This window comes from Fibrisoma montanum (assembly GCF_003583365.1).
GTDB lineage: Bacteria > Bacteroidota > Bacteroidia > Cytophagales > Spirosomataceae > Fibrisoma > Fibrisoma montanum.
This window is the reverse complement of sequence record NZ_QXED01000001.1, coordinates 1,127,955-1,144,225: the sequence shown is the minus strand read 5'-3', so window position 1 is coordinate 1,144,225 and position 16,271 is coordinate 1,127,955. Positions and strand designations below refer to the sequence as shown.

Here is a 16,271-nt window from a genome sequence, read left to right as displayed (position 1 = left end):
GGGAGCATGGCTTTTATATACCATAGACGCCGTCCTATTGTGTTGATCAGTACAGTAGGCACAAATCAGCTGATTTTAGCTTATGAGCAGTTTATTAATTCGCAATGCCCGATTGGTTAATGAAGGAGCAATCACTGAAACGGATCTTCTTGTAAAAGACGGCTTCATTGAGCGCATCGGTGGTAATTTGTCTGACCAACGAGTTGATCGGGCTATCGATGCTAAAGGCGCTTTTCTACTTCCTGGTGTTATCGACGATCAGGTTCATTTCCGTGAGCCCGGCCTAACCCACAAGGCAACTATCCGGTCTGAATCGAGAGCGGGCGTTGCCGGCGGGGTTACTACGTTCATGGAAATGCCCAATACGGTGCCCAATGCGCTGACGCAAACGCTGCTGGCCGACAAATATGAAATTGCTGCCCATACGTCGCTGGCAAATTATTCGTTCTTTATGGGGGCCTCTAACCAGAACCTTGACGAGGTGTTGCGAACAGACCCCAAGACGGTTTGTGGCATTAAAGTATTCATGGGCTCGTCAACTGGTAATATGCTGGTTGATAACGAACGGATACTGGACGACCTGTTTCGGCAGAGCCCAATGCTCATTGCCACCCACTGCGAGGACGAAGCGACTATCCGGGCCAATACGGAGCGGTACCGGCAGGAATACGGCGAGTCAGCAACGGCGGCTTTGCATCCCTTGATTCGCTCGGAGGAAGCCTGCCTGAAATCGTCTTCGCTGGCTGTTGAACTCGCCAGGAGGCACAACACGCGGCTCCATATTCTGCATATATCTACGGCTGATGAGTTGTCCCTATTTCAGAATGATATGCCTCTTCGTGAAAAACGGATCACTTCTGAAGTCTGTGTCCATCACCTCTGGTTCGACAGTCGGGACTACGACCGGCTGGGCAATCAGATCAAATGCAACCCAGCTATCAAAGGTCCCCATCACAAAGAACAACTGCTGGCTGCTCTGCTCGATGACCGGCTGGACATCATTGCGACAGACCATGCACCCCATACACGGACTGAGAAACAACAATCGTACTGGCAGGCACCATCGGGACTGCCACTGGTGCAGCACCCATTGTTAATGATGCTGGAGTTCGTTAAGCAGGACAAAATTTCGCTCGAAACGGTTGTCAGAAAGATGAGTCACGCACCCGCCGACTGCTTTCAGATCGATCGCCGTGGTTACGTACGCGAAGGGTATTGGGCCGATTTAGTTATAGTTGACACAGATCAACAAACGCCGGTTTCAAAACAAAATATCCTGTATCAATGTGGTTGGTCACCGATGGAGGGGTATACGTTCGGCTCTCGGATTACCCACACCATTGTATCGGGTGAACTGGTGTATGAAAATGGGGAGTTCTTGACGGACCGAGCCGGCGAACGGATTTCTTTTGACCGGTAAGCAGAAAAATTTTCGAATTCTCTTGCAAAAAGAGCGCTCCAACGTATATCTTTGCAGTCCCAAACAAAGGGGAAACGAGCTGCCGAAGTGGTGAAATTGGTAGACACGCACGTTTCAGGGGCGTGTGCCTTCACGGGCATGCGAGTTCGAGTCTCGCCTTCGGCACAACTAATTGGCCGTAATCAGTTTAAAACCTGGTTACGGCCTTTAGTTTTATGAAGCTGATACCAAAAAAGGCCTTACGCATTATACCCGGCCATTCCGTATCCATTATAACCTGTAACTAGAAGGGGCAAACCCGACAATGAATGTATCGCTGAATCAGTGGCTATGCAAAGTGATTGCAAACCGTTGGGTACGAGTGTAGTATAAGGGGTCTTCTGAATTTACCAGTAGTTTCTCAGGTAGCAAACTCATCACGGCATCCCCGGGCTGTTATGCTACGGCTTTTGTTGACTTAATACGTAAAGGTAAAATTGTCAATGTAGTCGGTGGAGCCAGTTGACCGTTGAACTCGTCTAAGGCGAATAGGCAGGTTGTTGCCGTTAAAAATGTAGTCATAACTAGACTGTACATTACTGCCTTTCACATAACCTGGACCGCTTTCCTCACGACTATAAAACGTTAGCGTGCTGTTGAGGGGCAGTTTCTTCCCTATGTCCAGCCAGCTAATCACTGTGAATTCAAATCCGCCCCGAATTAGAAAATGAGCGGCTGCATACGCCGGATTAGTGCCAAATGGATTGCGTACTTGCTGAGTATGTGTGATCTGTTGCAACAGGGAAGCCTGTTTTTTCTCCTGTTTTGCGTTAATGTAGGATGGCTCTACGTAGGAGAACGTAACGGCTTTCAAATTACCTTCTACGTCGTAATTGAACGTGTTGAGCGCAAACTGAACGTTTGGATATGCATTCCAAGGGGTAGGTAGTTGCGTAAGCTGTCCGGCAGGGGTAATTCGAAGAATAGGCTGGTCGGCAAACGGATTAGGATACCATTGGGGCAGTCCATAGACAACCAGATCACCGTTTTCCTTGCGAACTGGAAACGTCAGCGATAGTTGTACGTTTCCAGTTCGGCCATAATCAACCATGTGCAGCGCCGATAACTCGCCAGAACCGTTGTAATCCAGGGTCGCTATCCGACGTTGCAGGTTGGCATAAGAAGGCGTTGACGATGTGACATCTTTATGAAGGTACCCGTTAAATTCTAACTTAACCAGCCGATTGCCTGCATCGTAGCTATATTGATATTCGTAGCGATACCCTTCGGTTTTTGTGTCCTTATACGTTGACTGAACCACCATCGTCTTGATCAGCGTGCTTGAGGTGGGAGCGTTGGCATCCAGCATTTCGGTGCCGGGTGTCAGGATCGTGCTGGAGGCTGGAGTAGGAAGGGAATCAAGACTAAATGTTGGTTCACTATCGGGCTGACAAGCCACAAGCAGGCTGAAGCTAAACAAGAAGAGAAAAACTCTCATGTTGTCTGGTTGAGTAAAACAATGTGTCAGGATAAAATATACTTTCTTATTCGAATTGATTACCTGGTTATAATTTAAACAAACAAAAAACGTCCGTTCCACGGAACGGACGTTCTATAAATTAATTCTGTGGCTAACTCATTACACCGCTGAGCGTTCTATAACCTCAACCAACTCATGCTTCACCAGATACTCGGCGATCTGCACAGCGTTGGTTGCAGCTCCTTTGCGGAGATTGTCAGCTACGCACCAAAAATTCAACGTCTTGGGCTGTGTTTCGTCGCGCCGGATACGGCCAACAAACACCTCGTCTTTGCCGTGAGCCGTTAGCGGCATTGGATAGACTTTGTTTTGTGGATCGTCCTGAACAATAACCCCTTCTGCATTTGTCAGCAACTCGACTACGTCGGTCAGTTCAAATTCGTTTTCGAACTCAACATTCACAGCTTCCGAGTGACCACCAATCGTTGGAATCCGGACAGTCGTGGCTGTAACGCGGATCGAATCATCACCCATGATCTTTTTGGTCTCGTTGACCATCTTCATTTCTTCCTTGGTGTAGCCATTGTCGAGGAAGACGTCGATGTGCGGCAGTACGTTCAGGTCGATTGGGTGGGGGTACACCTTTTCGGTTTCCTGCTTGCCTTCACGTTCAGCAAACAACTGATCTACAGCCGCCTTACCGGTCCCCGTCACGGACTGGTACGTCGAGACAACGATCCGCTTCGCTTTATAGTGGTCGTGCAGCGGCTTTAGCGCCACTACCATCTGGATCGTTGAGCAGTTGGGGTTCGCAATTATTTTATCCTCTGCCGTTAATGTATTGGCGTTGATTTCGGGCACAACGAGCTTTTTGGTCGGGTCCATGCGCCAGGCCGACGAATTATCGATGACTGTAATGCCTGCTTCGGCAAACTTCGGTGCCAGCGCCAGCGATGTGCTGCCACCTGCCGAAAAGATCGCAATGGCAGGTTTAGCTGCGATGGCATCCTCAAAGCTGACAACCGTGAACTGTTTACCCTTGAACTCAACCTGTTTACCGACCGAACGTTCGGAAGCAACGGGAATGAGTTCGGTCACGGGGAAGTTGCGTTCTTCCAACACTTTCAGGATTTCGCCACCGACCAGGCCGGTAGCCCCTACGACTGCGATTTTCATATTATTTATGCCAATTTATTGTGAAATTGACCGCATCCGGCGGCCTGACGCAAAGGTACGGCGAAAGTTTTGCTTTACTAAAGTGAATCGTCGAAAATTGGACAATAGCAGGTCGAAGGTCAAAATGCGTGAACCTGTTCAGGGTCAATACAGAAATTTAAAGCCACATCGCTTGGCTCAGTATCGGAAATCAATTTTACCGGCTCAAACAACGACAGGCCAATTTTAAGACAATCAGGACGACACTCGCTCAGGAATCGATCGTAGTAACCTTTGCCATAGCCAACTCGGTGACCTCTCTGATCAAATGTGAGTAAAGGCACCAGGACCATGTCTAAATCTTCAGGATTGATCGGTTGGCCCACTGAAATCGGCTCCGGAATGCCCCAACGATTTTCGCGTAGTTCAGTCTGGGGCGTAAGCAGGCAATGGGTCAGCCGGTTCGTAGTTATATCGGTCACGGACGCTACTACCCGAACCTGAGGAAAAGCCTGCCATGCACGATGAACAATCAGCCAGGTATTAACCTCATTTTGCCGCTGAATTGGGAGAAATGTGTGCAGGTAAACACAATTCGTTGCGTTGGCGAGCGCCAGGCCAACGTATTGGTCGACTCGACCGCTGTTGAAAAAGTAATCAAAAAAACCGTTGGCAATCTGTTCACTACGTTTGGTCACGTCTTCGGCCGACAGCGCTCTGCGCCTGGCCAGAAATCGTTTTCGTAGCTCCGTCTTGGTCATGATTCCAGACAAAGCTGCATACGGAAGTCGAACGGATCGAATACGGTAAGCAGCTTTTGCAGAAAGGCTTTGTCGTTTAACTGGAAGGTCAGGAAGTTTTCGGTCCGCTCCTGCATACCCCCGTTGGGAAACAATTCATGTTTTACGGCCAGCAACTGCCGGATGCCAGTTTCCTGATTGCGTTCCTCGGCTCGTCGCAGTTTCTTTTCCAGCCGGGCTACTGCGTTGGCGAACCGCTTGGTTTCAGCCAGTACAGCCCGTTCGAGCGTTGGGTCAACCACAGTTGCTTTGTGCAGAATACCATCCAGTGCCTTATTCACCTGCACGTTTTCCTTGTCAAACCGGAGAGCATGGGCTGTATGTTGTTCAATGAACTGGCGTTTCAGCGAAACTTCATCGGCGAACAGGTCCTCGGGCATCAGGCCGAGTTTATGGATTCGCTTGGCACTTACCGCCGGAACGTACATGGCAAAATTTCGCGGCATCAGGATTGGAAAAGGCGTCTGGTAGTGATCAAATACGCCTTTTAGCTGAAGCCAGTACGGAATTTCGGAGGGGCCACCGATATAGGCAAGGTTTGGCAGGATGGTTTCCTGATACAGCGGCCGTAAGACTACGTTTGGGCTGAACTGCTCAGGGTGTTCGTCAAGAAGCTTCACCAGATCGTCTTCTGTAAAGTACTGCTTGGTATGAACCACCCGGAATCGTCCGTCGTCCAGTCGTTCAAGGCGCTCCCGAAGCTGGTCGTTCAAAAAAAACAGATTGATATCGCGAGGAGTAATTACCGTTTTGTAGCCTAGGTCGGTCAGGCGCTGCGTCTGCTGCTGTACCAGTTCACTGGATTTATGATTAAAGAGTTCGTCGCGCATGATTGGCGCAAAAATCCGCTTCAAACTGGCGTCGTCGGCATCGAGGCTAAGTAAACCCTCTTTACCAAAAAGCTCGTGAACGTAGTAGCGAACAGCATCGGCCAGTGTCGTGTGCTGCAAATAAGCGTTTTCAAAGAGTGTCAGCTTTTCCGGAATCTGTCTGAACAACGCTTTCAATTCGGCGGGGTTCATTCGTCCAACCGCTCCTCTCTGCTCCGTTTGCCAGGCATAATGCTTACCAAATAGCGTAAAGTGGTTGATCTCCGCAAAATCGTGATCCTCACTCGCCATCCAGTAAATCGGTACAAAATCATAGTCAGGATAGGCTTCCTTCAACCGTTTTGCCAGATTAATCGTGGTTACGAGTTTGTAGATGACAAACACCGGTCCTGTAAAGATATTCAGCTGGTGCCCCGTCGTAACGACGAACGTATTAGGCTGTAGTAAGCGCGAAAAGTCAGGCTTATTGTCAATATGCTGGTATTGACGCTCAAGGCTATCTACCAGTACCTGACGCCGTTGCTGATCAAATGAGCGATTTTTTATTTGTTGCTCAAATGAAGCCAGATCAGGAAAACGGCTGTAGAACGGCTGTAAGCTGTCTTTTCGGGTGATGTAATCAAGGAAAAGGGAAGAAAATTGACCAATTTTTGACAGCGGTACGTACTGACAATCCATACGGAGTGGGGTTTACTCGGCAAAACAACTGAAAAACCCGCAAGGTTCGTACCCCGCGGGCAATACCAATCAGGCTACAACTTCGCCGTATAAATCAAATTCGTGGGCCTCTGTAATGCGAACCTGAGCAAAATCACCAACCCGGACGTATTGCGTGGCTGGGACCAGTACTTCGTTATCAACTTCGGGCGAATCGGCTTCGGTCCGCCCGATGAAGTAGCCGCCTTCTTTGCGGTCAAAGAGTGTCTTATAAATCCGCCCGACTTTCTTCTGGTTCAGCTCGTACGAGATACCTTGCTGAAGGTCCATGAGTGCATCGGCCCGTTCTTGTTTAACATCCGCCGGAATGTTGTCGGGTAAGGTGAACGAATGCGTGTTTTCTTCGTGCGAGTACGTAAATACGCCCAAACGATCGAACTGCATACGTTCAACAAAATCGTACGTTTCCTCAAACATGGCATCGGTTTCACCGGGGTGTCCCACGATCAGCGTCGTACGGAGCGTTATGTCCGGCACCTTAGCCCGAATGGTTTCCAGCAAAGCTTCCGTTTTCTCCCGCGTGATGCCCCGGCGCATGATTTTGAGCAGTTCGGTCGATCCGGTCTGCAACGGCATGTCGAGGTACTTGCAGATGTTTGGCCGCTCCTGCATTACATCCAGTACGTCCAATGGGAAACCCGATGGGTAGGCGTATTGCAGCCGTATCCAATCGATGCCCTCTACATCGCTAAGCCGGGCCATCAATTCGCTGAGGTTCCGTTTTTTGTACAGATCCAGACCGTAGTAAGTCAGATCCTGGGCAATCAAAATTAACTCTTTAGTACCGCGCCGGGCCAGCGACCTGGCTTCAGTCACCAGCTCGTCGATGGGTCGGGATACGTGGTTACCCCGCATTAACGGAATTGCACAAAATGAGCAGGGCCGGTCGCAGCCTTCGGCAATTTTCAGGTAGGCGAAATGAGCCGGAGTTGTCAGCAACCGTTCACCAACGAGTTCATGCTTATAGTCAGCTTTAAGGGTCTTGAGCAGCCGGGGCAGTTCATTCGTGCCGAACCAGGCATCTACCGTCGGAATTTCGACTTCCAGTTCATCCTTGTAGCGATGCGACAGGCAGCCCGTTACATACACCTTATCTACCACGCCCGCTTCTTTGGCGTCGACGTAGCGCAGGATCGTATTGACGGATTCTTCCTTTGCGTTGTCAATAAAGCCGCAGGTATTGATGACGACAATGTTAGCGTCGTCTTTCTTCGATTCGTGCGTCACATTATAGCCATTGCCCTTGAGCTGCGTAAACAGCACCTCCGAATCAACCAGATTCTTTGAGCAACCTAGTGTGACGATATTAATTTTGTTGGTACGTAAGCCTTTCGTTTTCAAAACTGTAATTGTACAATGCCGTGATTAGTCAACGGCAGTTTGGGCCGCAAAGTTCGGTACGAATAGGCAGGGATTTGTATCGAACCGGTAATTTAATGCCACACAAAATCACTCCTTCAGTTTGTCGGAGCAATGCAATCGCCGGACAATCAGCCAGGCAAAAGGCATGGATACGAAACCAAAAATTATCATAGCTGTCATCAACTGCTAAAATGCAGCCTGATGCGTAATCTCCAGAGAAGTTTGGGACAAGCGGTTTTTCTCCACCGTTATTGGATTAATATTGTTCTGGCCGTCGTAAATATTGGCATATAGCCCCTTGGGTTCACGTATCAGAACTGAGTATTGACCGGCAGGCAGACTGACGCAAAACCGGCCCTGCTTGTTAGACTTTACTGTCTTTACTGGCTTCACTCCATTGGTGGATTCGACAAAGCCCTCGGGTGTAGACTTAACTTTTGTGTTATTCAATACCGGATAAATAACCACCTCCCGGACTACCGGCTGGCCGTTTGGTGTCTGCTGGCCAGGGCTGGGCATGAAATTACCCCGCTTCTCAATAACAGTACCGCAGATGCCCTGCTTGACTTGGGCCATAGTTCGGGACTTCTTAGAAGCCGGCTTTTGTCCAAAAGAAGACCTAAGTGTCAGTATGAGTAACAGGCACAGCCATAGACGTAGCATAAACAATAAGGCTTATTTCTTAAAGAACGAATCCACAAACTCCATCTTGTTGAACGTTTGCAGATCGTCGATTTTCTCCCCGACGCCAATGTACTTGACCGGAATCCTGAATTGATCCGAAATGCCAATCACCACGCCCCCTTTCGCCGTTCCATCGAGCTTGGTAATGGCCAGCGCCGATACTTCGGTGGCTTTGGTAAACTCAGTTGCCTGGATAAATGCGTTCTGACCGGTTGAACCATCAAGAACAAGCAGCACTTCGTGAGGTGCGTCCGGAATCACCTTCTGCATCACTCGCTTGATCTTGGTCAGTTCGTTCATCAGATTCACCTTTGTGTGCAGTCGGCCGGCGGTGTCGATAATTACCACATCCGCTCCCATATCGACTGCTTTCTTGACGGCATCAAACGCAACGGCCGAGGGGTCGGTGTTCATGCCGTGCTCAATGACGGGCACGCCCACGCGGTTGCCCCATAACTTAAGCTGATCGACGGCAGCCGCCCGGAACGTATCGCCGGCTCCCAGTACCACCTGCTTACCCCGCTTGTGGAATTGGGCTGCGAGCTTGCCGATTGTTGTTGTTTTGCCAACACCATTGACCCCTACCACCATAATAACGTACGGTTTCTTGCCGGCCGGAAGGGTAAAGTCGTCGCTTACGTCAACGGTTTTATTGTCGGAGAGCAGAGCCGCAATCTCCTCGCGGAGAATCCGGTCGAGTTCGTCTGTACCAAGGTATCTGTCGCGGGCTACCCGTTCCTCAATGCGCTGGATGATCTTGACGGTCGTTTCAACGCCTACATCCGATGAGATCAGAACGCCTTCGAGTTCATCGAGAACCTCTTCGTCGACTTTTGATTTACCAACGACCGCCCGGCCCAGCTTCGAGAAAAAACTGTCTTTTGTTTTTTCCAGCCCTTTGTCAAGCGATTCTTTTTTCTCCTTGGAAAAGAAGCCAAATAATGCCATAGCTGTAGTTAATTAGTTCGTAGGTCGGCCCGCTGCTGTTCAGGCAGTCTCTTTTCCGGTAGCACGACGTACGGACTGCTTGCAAACAAAACTACAACAAAAAAAGTCCCTTGTGGGGACTTTGAATGTCTTGTGTACGTACGGGAAGCTGACGGAACACTGAGCGACAGGATTATCCTTTCAGCGCAGCCTGTACTTCGTCAACCGGAACCATTTCTTCTTTGAAGGTGTAAGCGCCGGTCTTCGGCGACTTAACGGCCTTAATAACTTTAGCAAAAGCCTTACCGTTATCCTTCGTTTTCAGGGTTGCAACTACCTTTTTTGCCATGACGCTTACTTAATTTCTTTATGAACAGTTACACGTTTCAGGAACGGATTGTATTTCTTACGCTCGATGCGGCTCGGCGTGTTCTTGCGGTTCTTCGTAGTGATGTACCGCGACATACCAGGTACACCGCTCTCTTTCTGCTCAGTGCACTCCAGAATTACCTGTACTCTATTACCTTTCTTTGCCATTTCTGTACGTCGTTTTCCCGATAGGATCGCAAAAGTACGAAAACCGATTTAATCGGACAAAATCTTTCTGTAAAATGTAATGATTTGTAGCCGGTTAAGGTTCCACAATCAGGAAGTTTTTGGCGTAACGGCATTCGCTTTCGACCTTTGTATTGCACATGACAGCCTCAACACAAACCATAGAATACGAATATGCACCGGGCCACTTTCGGGCGTCGGAGCCGAACATCCATCAGCCTGAGTTGCTCGACGAAGGGCAGATGATCCTGAACATGGGGCCACAGCACCCCTCAACGCATGGCGTACTCCGGTTCGAAGTTGTGACCGACGGTGAGATTATTGTTGACGTAGTACCTCACCTGGGCTACCTGCACCGGTGCTTCGAAAAACACGCGCAATCGCTGCCGTTTAACCAAACTATACCCTTTGTTGATCGACTCGACTACCTCTCGGCCATGACCAGTGAACACGCCTGGGTGATGGGTGTCGAACGAATGTTGGGGATTCAGGGCGATCTCCCGAAACGGACCGAGTACATTCGGGTACTGGTGGCCGAGCTTAACCGCATTGCCGCTCATTTTGTCGCTATCGGTACGTATGCGCTGGACATCGGCGCTTATACCCCGTTTCTGTGGCTCATGCGCGACCGCGAACACATTCAACGGTTGCTGGAGTGGGTAAGTGGCGCCCGGATGCTTTATAATTATATGTGGATTGGTGGCCTATTCTACGATCTGCCGGTTGGCTTTGAAGAACGCTGCCGCGAATTCACGAAGTACCTCATCCCGAAGTTGAATGAACTTCAGCAACTCGTTATCGACAACGAGATTTTTGTAAAACGAACGGCAAATGTTGGCGTATTGCCCCTGCCGGTAGCAATAAACTACGGCTGTACTGGGCCAGTTCTGCGTGGCTCAGGGCTGCGGTACGACCTGCGCCGGGTCGATGGCTATTCGGTTTATCCCGAGCTGGAGTTCGACATACCGATTGGAACCGGGCAGGTCGGTACGGTGGGCGACTGCTGGGACCGCAACAACGTACGGGTGCTGGAGTGTCGGGAGTCGTTACGCATTATTGAACAATGCCTCGATCAACTGACTGGCACGCACAAACGTACCCGCGACTACGATCCGCAGGCGCTTGTGCCCAAGAAAATTCGTCCCAAAGCGATGGACTTCTACGCACGGGCCGAAAGTGCAAAAGGGGAGCTTGGCTTCTTCTTTCGGACCGACGGTAAGTCCGACGTACCGGTTCGGGCCAAATGTCGGTCGTGCAGCTACCACAACCTGTCCGTCATCAGCGAAATCAGCCGGGGCGCTATGCTGGCCGATCTGGTGGCTATCATCGGTTCGATCGACGTCGTGATGGGAGAAGTGGATCGGTAGGCCGACGGAATGATCAGGCCAGTACCAGAATGTCTTTCGTATTGCGGCCTAAACCGTCGTAGTCAAGGCCGTAGCCCAGAACAAAACGGTTTTCAATCTCAAAACCAACGTAGTTAAGGTGGAGCGGCTTTTGAAGGGCTGCCGGTTTAAAGAGCAACGTAGCGATGGCTATTGAAGCCGGATTGTCGCCGTTGAGTTGATCGCGAATCTCGCTGATGGTAAACCCCGTATCAACGATATCTTCAACAATGATCAGGTCGCGATTGGTCACCGATTGCGACAGACCCAGAATCTGACGGAGCTGCCCGGTTGATGTAGTCTGGTGGTAGGATGCTACGCGAATGAACGTGATCTCACAGGGAATCGTTAAATTCTTCAGCAAATCAGCCGCAAAAATGAAGGCTCCGTTCAAGACGACTACAATCAATGGCTGTCTGGTGGCGTAATCCTGGTTAATCTGTTCGGCTAGTTCGAGAACGCGTGCCTGGATGGCACTGGCGGTAATGAATGGTACGAACGTCTTATCGTTTATCGTTAACATTTTTTGCCCTAGGGAGTGATCAAAGATACGGCGGGCGGGTCAGTAGGCAAAAGATAACCGAAAAATAAGCGGGAGCAAACGGACTTTTCGCTGATTACGTTCTATAGATAACGATAGCCGGGCGGTAGCAGCCCCTGGCCCGTTGATATAAATTTTTTAGCGCAATTTGTTGTTAAGCAAACAGACAGAAAAGGCTGTAAACAATCGATGAAAAAACTAGTGTTGACGGTTTGGCTAATGGGACTGGCCTTTTGGGCGCAGGCACAGGCGTTGTATGACCCGTCGGCGTTTGATAAAAAATACGGTGGGTTGCTAAAACACCCCGGTGTACAGATTGAAGCTGCTGAGGCTATCAATCAGATGTACAACTATAAGTTCTACGAAGCCGACAAGGAGTTTCGGTGGCTTCGGGTGCGGTACCCAAGTCACCCAATGCCGTACTTCCTGATGGGGCTGGCTGAGTGGTGGAAGATCGTGCCTAATACGGACGTAACGGACTACGATGATCGCTGCCTGGCGTATATGGATACGACGATCACGCTGGCTGAACGCCTGTACGATGTAAGCGAAAATAAGCTGGAACCATCATTTTTCCTGGCGGCTGCCTATGCGTTTAAGGGACGCTTGTATTCCGAACGGAAAAAGTGGGCCAAAGCAACCGTTGCCGGCAAAAATGCCCTCAAGTATTTCGATAAGTGCAAAAACAACAGCGAATTCAGTCCGGAGCTTCTGTTCGGTGATGGGATGTATAATTACTATTCCCAGTGGATTCCCGAGAATTATCCGTTGTTAAAGCCGATTCTCATGTTCTTCCCAAAGGGGAACAAGACGCAGGGCATCAAACAACTTGAAACGACCGCTAATTCGGCGTTTTATACCCGGATTGAAGCCCGGTATTTCCTGCTGCAGATCTACAGCATGGAAAATCAGTACGATAAAGCCTACGATATGGCAAAGTACATGACCGAGCAGTTTCCGGATAACCCGTTCTTTGAGCGGTATTTTGCCCGTTCGGCTTTCGTTCGTGGTCGATTGGCCGAAGCCGAGTCCGCTTCGAAAGATATTCTGACAAAGATTGAACGGGGACAGGCTGGTTACGAGGCCGTTAGCGGACGTACTGCCGCGTATATCCTGGCTTATATTAACCATTTGTACTATAAGAACTTGCCGGTAGCCCGGGAAAACTATCAGAAAGCGATCGAGTACGCTAAGCAGACTAACTCGACCGATGCGGGCTATTATTTATCGTCGGTACTGAATTTGGGCAAGATTGCCACGGAAGAAAAGAACTTTGATCTTGCCCGTACATACTTTAAAGAAGTAATGGATAAGGCAGATCGAAAATCGAGCCAGTTCAAAGAAGCTAAAAAGGCGCTGGACGAGTCTAAAAAATCACGGCGCGAGGAGCGTAGGAAACGAAGAGAGTAACATCAGGAAAAAAGGATGAGGGGGCGAAAGGAGAGAGAAGTTTGTAGCTTCTTCTGCTCCTTTCGCCCCCTCATCCTTTTTTCCTGATCAAGGAATCGGCAACACTTTACTTTCCTTAAAGGTCGACATGATGACCATCGTTTGCGTACTGGCTACCTCACCAATCTCATTGATTACATCAAGCATCAGGGCCTGATACGATGAGATGTCTTTAGAAATTACTTTCAGCAGGAAGTCTCCTGATCCTGTAATGTGATGACACTCAATGATTTCAGGAATGGTGTTTGCTTTCTCCACAAACGCCATGGTGGTGTCTTTCTTATGACCAACCAGCGTAACCATCACGAACGTTGTTACGCCTAAGCCAACCTTTTCGCGGTTAAGCTGGGCGTGGTAGCTTTGAATTATGCCCGAAGTTTCGAGCTTTTTTACACGTTCCAGGGTAGGGGCTGGCGAAAGGCCTATTTCTTTAGAAAGCTGGGCGTTGGTTATCTTGGCATTGGACTGCAGAATCTCTAAAACCTTGCGATCTATTTGATCTAACTTGTGGCTCATAAACGAAGTAATGTTGAAATAATGTTGCAGAATGGCACAAAGCTACTATCTTTTGAGCGAAAAATAATCTAAAAAGATATTGGTTTTCTGCTAAAAACAAAATAATTCGTGCCTATTCCGTTTTTTAACGGCACAAAATTAAGCCGAATAGGTTGTTGGCCAAATGCTGATATTAACGTTTAGTTACCTTGTTAAGCGAAATGTTACGTTGACGGGATGACTTAAAACGATGATCATCAACGGCTGACAACGCTCGGTGCTTGGCGGACCGGCCCTGCACGCGGGCGCGCCATAACCGCCACGAAGCAGGTTTCAACTCTTGGCGCATTATGGTGATCACCTCTGCTTCAGCCAGGCCGAACTGGGCTTCGATGGCGTCGAATGGGGTTCGGTCTTCCCAGGCCATTTCAATAATTCGGTCAATATCAGCAGGGCTTAACTCGTTGCGGGTACTTTTCATGCTAGTGGTAACCCGATGGGACAGGTCATGGTTCGAACTTTGATAACGAACACCCGGTTACCCTCAGCATGAAAATGCGGAAGAAATATGAGCTACCGACCAAAATCTGTCCGGTCTGCGGGCGTCCGTTTGTGTGGCGAAAAAAGTGGGAGCGCGATTGGGATAACGTAATCTATTGCAGCGACCGTTGCCGGAATACGGCCAAACACCAAAAATCAACGAGCCAGTCCGCATAGTTGTGGTCAACTGTCGTTATTTTTGAGACTAATTCTATTACTGCATGTACCGTTCTGTTGTCTGTCTTGCGTTGCTTTTAGCCGTGTTTTTCTGGAATGGCTGCCGCCGTCCCAAACCGGTTGTTACAAAGAAACCTCCCGTAAGCCGTCCTAAAGCCACCGCTGTTAAGCCTGATCCAGCCAAACCGGCCTCTACTACTGCAGTTGCGGCCAAACCCGTACCGACGCGGCCGCCAGTTGTTGCTACGACGCCGGTCGACACCGTCGAAACCGAAGAACTGACGGCGTTGGTGCCGCTGCCGCCAAAACGTGAATTCCGGGCGGTCTGGATTGCAACCGTAGACAATATTGACTGGCCCAGCAAAAAGGGGCTGTTGCCGGCCGATCAGCAGCAGGAAATTGTGGCGCTCTTTGATCAGCAGCAACAAATGGGATTAAATGCGGTAGTAGTGCAGATTCGGGCAGCCGCCGATGCGTTTTACGCTAAAAGTTCGGAACCCTGGTCGGAGTGGCTGATGGGGCAACAGGGATTAGCCCCGGAGCCTTTCTACGATCCGCTTGACTTCATGATCGAACAGGCTCACAGCCGGAACATGGAGTTTCATGCCTGGTTCAATCTCGACCGGGCTACGTTTAGTAAAACCGCCAGCGTGGCACCAAGCAATATTGTGTTCCGCAAACCAGGCTGGTTTCTGGAATACGGCGGACGTAAGCTTTTTAACCTAGGTTTGCCCGAAGTGCGGAGCTATATCGCCAGTGTGGTAGCAAACGTAGTACGGAACTACGATGTTGACGGCATTCATTTCGACGATTATTTCTACCCGTATGCAATTGCCGGCCAGGTGCTGCGGGATGATAGCACATACCAGGCTAACTACAACGGTATGAAAAAAGCCGATTGGCGACGCGACAACGTCAATCGGCTTGTTCTGGAACTTCGCGACTCCATTCGGGCCAATAAGCCGTACGTAAAATTTGGCATCAGTCCGTTTGGCATCTGGAAAAATCAGAGCAGCGATCCCGAAGGATCAGCTACCAACGGTGGGCAGGCGTATTATGAACTGTATGCCGACACCCGAAAGTGGGCCCGCGAGGGCTGGGTGGATTACATTGCCCCGCAGGTCTATTTTAGTACGCAGTTTGGTCGGGCACCGTACCGGACGCTGGTCGAGTGGTGGACCCGAAACTGTGGCAACCGGCATCTGTACATCGGTCACGGCGCGTATCGTGTGGGGCGGGGTTCAGAACGCGATCCAGGCTGGTACAGTGCGTCAGAATTTCCGGAACAACTGCGCTACAACCGACAGCAACGAGCCGTAGCGGGCAGCATCTACTTTAGCGCAAAGTCGCTGAAAACTAATCCGTTGTTTATTCGGGATTCATTGCGGCAGGGCTTTTATCGGTATCCGGCGCTGGTGCCGCCCATGCCGTGGATCGATAGTATTCCCCCCTTGCCGCCCCGCGATTTAAAAGCGGCCGATTCGTCGGATGGCATTGAGTTGTTCTGGCAGCAACCCGAACCGGCTACCGATGGCAATGGCGCTCATTACTACGTTATCTACCGCTTTGAGGGGAAAAAACCCAGGATTCACCTCGATGACCCGCGGCATATCCTGGCGGTGTGTCAGGGTGAGTTGTTAACGCGTTACGTTGATAAAACCGCCGACCCGTCGAAGAAGTACGTTTACGCGGTCACGGCTTTTGACCGGCTGCACAACGAAAGTCAGCAGATCGTCGTCAAAGTCAGGTAGCGGCTATCACCAGGTTGTGCATGG

At 49.9% G+C, this 16,271-nt stretch carries 17 protein-coding genes and 1 tRNA gene; 6 read left to right on the top strand and 12 right to left on the bottom strand.

Annotated features, from left to right (window positions below; genetic code table 11):
* The first annotated feature begins 82 nt into the window (after positions 1-82).
* Together DYU11_RS04925 and DYU11_RS04920 are read left to right on the top strand one after the other, a co-directional pair.
* Entirely contained in the window at positions 83-1,420 is a 1,338-nt protein-coding gene (locus tag DYU11_RS04925) for a dihydroorotase (RefSeq protein WP_119666489.1), read from the top strand.
* Between the two features lie 81 nt (positions 1,421-1,501).
* Positions 1,502-1,585: transfer RNA gene (locus DYU11_RS04920), tRNA-Leu, on the top strand.
* A 292-nt stretch (positions 1,586-1,877) separates the two neighbouring features.
* Here the strand turns inward: DYU11_RS04920 and DYU11_RS04915 are convergent.
* From DYU11_RS04915 to rpmG, 9 genes are all read right to left on the bottom strand, one after another.
* A complete protein-coding gene (locus DYU11_RS04915) occupies positions 1,878-2,897 on the bottom strand; it encodes a hypothetical protein (RefSeq protein WP_147367887.1) in 1,020 nt (339 codons plus the stop codon).
* A gap of 141 nt (positions 2,898-3,038) precedes the next feature.
* On the bottom strand, positions 3,039-4,055 hold the full coding sequence (locus tag DYU11_RS04910; protein WP_119666487.1) for an aspartate-semialdehyde dehydrogenase: 1,017 nt from the start codon (positions 4,053-4,055) through the stop codon (positions 3,039-3,041).
* Positions 4,056-4,174: 119 nt separating this feature from the next.
* Positions 4,175-4,732, bottom strand: a complete 558-nt coding sequence (locus DYU11_RS04905) for a 5-formyltetrahydrofolate cyclo-ligase (protein WP_310589463.1) — start codon at positions 4,730-4,732, stop codon at positions 4,175-4,177.
* Positions 4,733-4,791: 59 nt separating this feature from the next.
* Positions 4,792-6,342: a bacillithiol biosynthesis cysteine-adding enzyme BshC gene (gene bshC / locus DYU11_RS04900; protein WP_119666485.1), complete on the bottom strand. Its 1,551-nt coding sequence runs from the start codon at positions 6,340-6,342 to the stop codon at positions 4,792-4,794.
* 69 nt (positions 6,343-6,411) lie between these two features.
* A complete protein-coding gene (gene rimO, locus DYU11_RS04895; RefSeq protein WP_119666484.1) occupies positions 6,412-7,722 on the bottom strand; it encodes a 30S ribosomal protein S12 methylthiotransferase RimO in 1,311 nt (436 codons plus the stop codon).
* Between the two features lie 207 nt (positions 7,723-7,929).
* On the bottom strand, positions 7,930-8,406 hold the full coding sequence (locus tag DYU11_RS04890) for a hypothetical protein (protein ID WP_229365696.1): 477 nt from the start codon (positions 8,404-8,406) through the stop codon (positions 7,930-7,932).
* A 12-nt stretch (positions 8,407-8,418) separates the two neighbouring features.
* Entirely contained in the window at positions 8,419-9,375 is a 957-nt protein-coding gene (gene ftsY / locus DYU11_RS04885) for a signal recognition particle-docking protein FtsY (RefSeq protein WP_119666483.1), read from the bottom strand.
* Between the two features lie 172 nt (positions 9,376-9,547).
* The gene (locus DYU11_RS04880) at positions 9,548-9,703 is read right to left on the bottom strand and encodes a DUF4295 domain-containing protein (RefSeq protein WP_009284938.1); all 156 of its coding nucleotides are present in this window, start codon (positions 9,701-9,703) and stop codon (positions 9,548-9,550) included.
* Positions 9,704-9,708: 5 nt separating this feature from the next.
* The gene (rpmG, locus tag DYU11_RS04875; RefSeq protein WP_119666482.1) at positions 9,709-9,891 is read right to left on the bottom strand and encodes a 50S ribosomal protein L33; all 183 of its coding nucleotides are present in this window, start codon (positions 9,889-9,891) and stop codon (positions 9,709-9,711) included.
* 158 nt (positions 9,892-10,049) lie between these two features.
* Between rpmG and DYU11_RS04870 the strand changes: the two genes are divergently transcribed.
* Complete coding sequence (locus DYU11_RS04870; protein WP_119666481.1) at positions 10,050-11,276, top strand: NADH-quinone oxidoreductase subunit D; 1,227 nt, start codon at positions 10,050-10,052, stop codon at positions 11,274-11,276.
* Positions 11,277-11,289: 13 nt separating this feature from the next.
* On the opposite strand, the gene hpt is transcribed toward DYU11_RS04870, so the two are convergent.
* A complete protein-coding gene (hpt, locus tag DYU11_RS04865; protein ID WP_119666480.1) occupies positions 11,290-11,817 on the bottom strand; it encodes a hypoxanthine phosphoribosyltransferase in 528 nt (175 codons plus the stop codon).
* Between the two features lie 207 nt (positions 11,818-12,024).
* Here hpt and DYU11_RS04860 point away from each other — a divergent pair, with 207 nt between their 5' ends.
* On the top strand, positions 12,025-13,245 hold the full coding sequence (locus DYU11_RS04860; RefSeq protein ID WP_119666479.1) for a tetratricopeptide repeat protein: 1,221 nt from the start codon (positions 12,025-12,027) through the stop codon (positions 13,243-13,245).
* Between the two features lie 87 nt (positions 13,246-13,332).
* Here DYU11_RS04860 and DYU11_RS04855 read toward each other — a convergent pair whose 3' ends face one another.
* Positions 13,333-13,800 carry an Lrp/AsnC family transcriptional regulator gene (locus DYU11_RS04855; protein ID WP_009284933.1) on the bottom strand — a complete coding sequence of 156 codons (468 nt, stop codon included), beginning with the start codon at positions 13,798-13,800 and terminating at the stop codon, positions 13,333-13,335.
* A 172-nt stretch (positions 13,801-13,972) separates the two neighbouring features.
* Entirely contained in the window at positions 13,973-14,260 is a 288-nt protein-coding gene (locus DYU11_RS04850; protein WP_119666478.1) for a TIGR03643 family protein, read from the bottom strand.
* Positions 14,261-14,328: 68 nt separating this feature from the next.
* On the opposite strand from DYU11_RS04850, the gene DYU11_RS04845 reads away from it, so the two are divergent.
* Both DYU11_RS04845 and DYU11_RS04840 read left to right on the top strand, forming a co-directional pair.
* Entirely contained in the window at positions 14,329-14,496 is a 168-nt protein-coding gene (locus DYU11_RS04845) for a DUF2256 domain-containing protein (RefSeq protein ID WP_119666477.1), read from the top strand.
* Positions 14,497-14,540: 44 nt separating this feature from the next.
* Positions 14,541-16,247, top strand: a complete 1,707-nt coding sequence (locus DYU11_RS04840) for a glycoside hydrolase family 10-like protein (RefSeq protein ID WP_119666476.1) — start codon at positions 14,541-14,543, stop codon at positions 16,245-16,247.
* Positions 16,248-16,271 lie beyond the last annotated feature (24 nt).

Excerpts from the sequence above, each read along its gene's own strand:
- DYU11_RS04925 (WP_119666489.1), top strand. The coding sequence starts at position 83 with ATGAGCAGTTTATTAATTCGCAATGCCCGATTGGTTAATGAAGGAGCA.
- DYU11_RS04915 (WP_147367887.1), bottom strand. The coding sequence starts at position 2,897 with ATGAGAGTTTTTCTCTTCTTGTTTAGCTTCAGCCTGCTTGTGGCTTGT.
- DYU11_RS04910 (WP_119666487.1), bottom strand. The coding sequence starts at position 4,055 with ATGAAAATCGCAGTCGTAGGGGCTACCGGCCTGGTCGGTGGCGAAATC.
- bshC (WP_119666485.1), bottom strand. The coding sequence starts at position 6,342 with ATGGATTGTCAGTACGTACCGCTGTCAAAAATTGGTCAATTTTCTTCC.
- DYU11_RS04890 (WP_229365696.1), bottom strand. The coding sequence starts at position 8,406 with ATGCTACGTCTATGGCTGTGCCTGTTACTCATACTGACACTTAGGTCT.
- ftsY (WP_119666483.1), bottom strand. The coding sequence starts at position 9,375 with ATGGCATTATTTGGCTTCTTTTCCAAGGAGAAAAAAGAATCGCTTGAC.
- DYU11_RS04880 (WP_009284938.1), bottom strand. The coding sequence starts at position 9,703 with ATGGCAAAAAAGGTAGTTGCAACCCTGAAAACGAAGGATAACGGTAAG.
- rpmG (WP_119666482.1), bottom strand. The coding sequence starts at position 9,891 with ATGGCAAAGAAAGGTAATAGAGTACAGGTAATTCTGGAGTGCACTGAG.
- DYU11_RS04870 (WP_119666481.1), top strand. The coding sequence starts at position 10,050 with ATGACAGCCTCAACACAAACCATAGAATACGAATATGCACCGGGCCAC.
- hpt (WP_119666480.1), bottom strand. The coding sequence starts at position 11,817 with ATGTTAACGATAAACGATAAGACGTTCGTACCATTCATTACCGCCAGT.
- DYU11_RS04860 (WP_119666479.1), top strand. The coding sequence starts at position 12,025 with ATGAAAAAACTAGTGTTGACGGTTTGGCTAATGGGACTGGCCTTTTGG.
- DYU11_RS04855 (WP_009284933.1), bottom strand. The coding sequence starts at position 13,800 with ATGAGCCACAAGTTAGATCAAATAGATCGCAAGGTTTTAGAGATTCTG.
- DYU11_RS04850 (WP_119666478.1), bottom strand. The coding sequence starts at position 14,260 with ATGAAAAGTACCCGCAACGAGTTAAGCCCTGCTGATATTGACCGAATT.
- DYU11_RS04845 (WP_119666477.1), top strand. The coding sequence starts at position 14,329 with ATGAAAATGCGGAAGAAATATGAGCTACCGACCAAAATCTGTCCGGTC.
- DYU11_RS04840 (WP_119666476.1), top strand. The coding sequence starts at position 14,541 with ATGTACCGTTCTGTTGTCTGTCTTGCGTTGCTTTTAGCCGTGTTTTTC.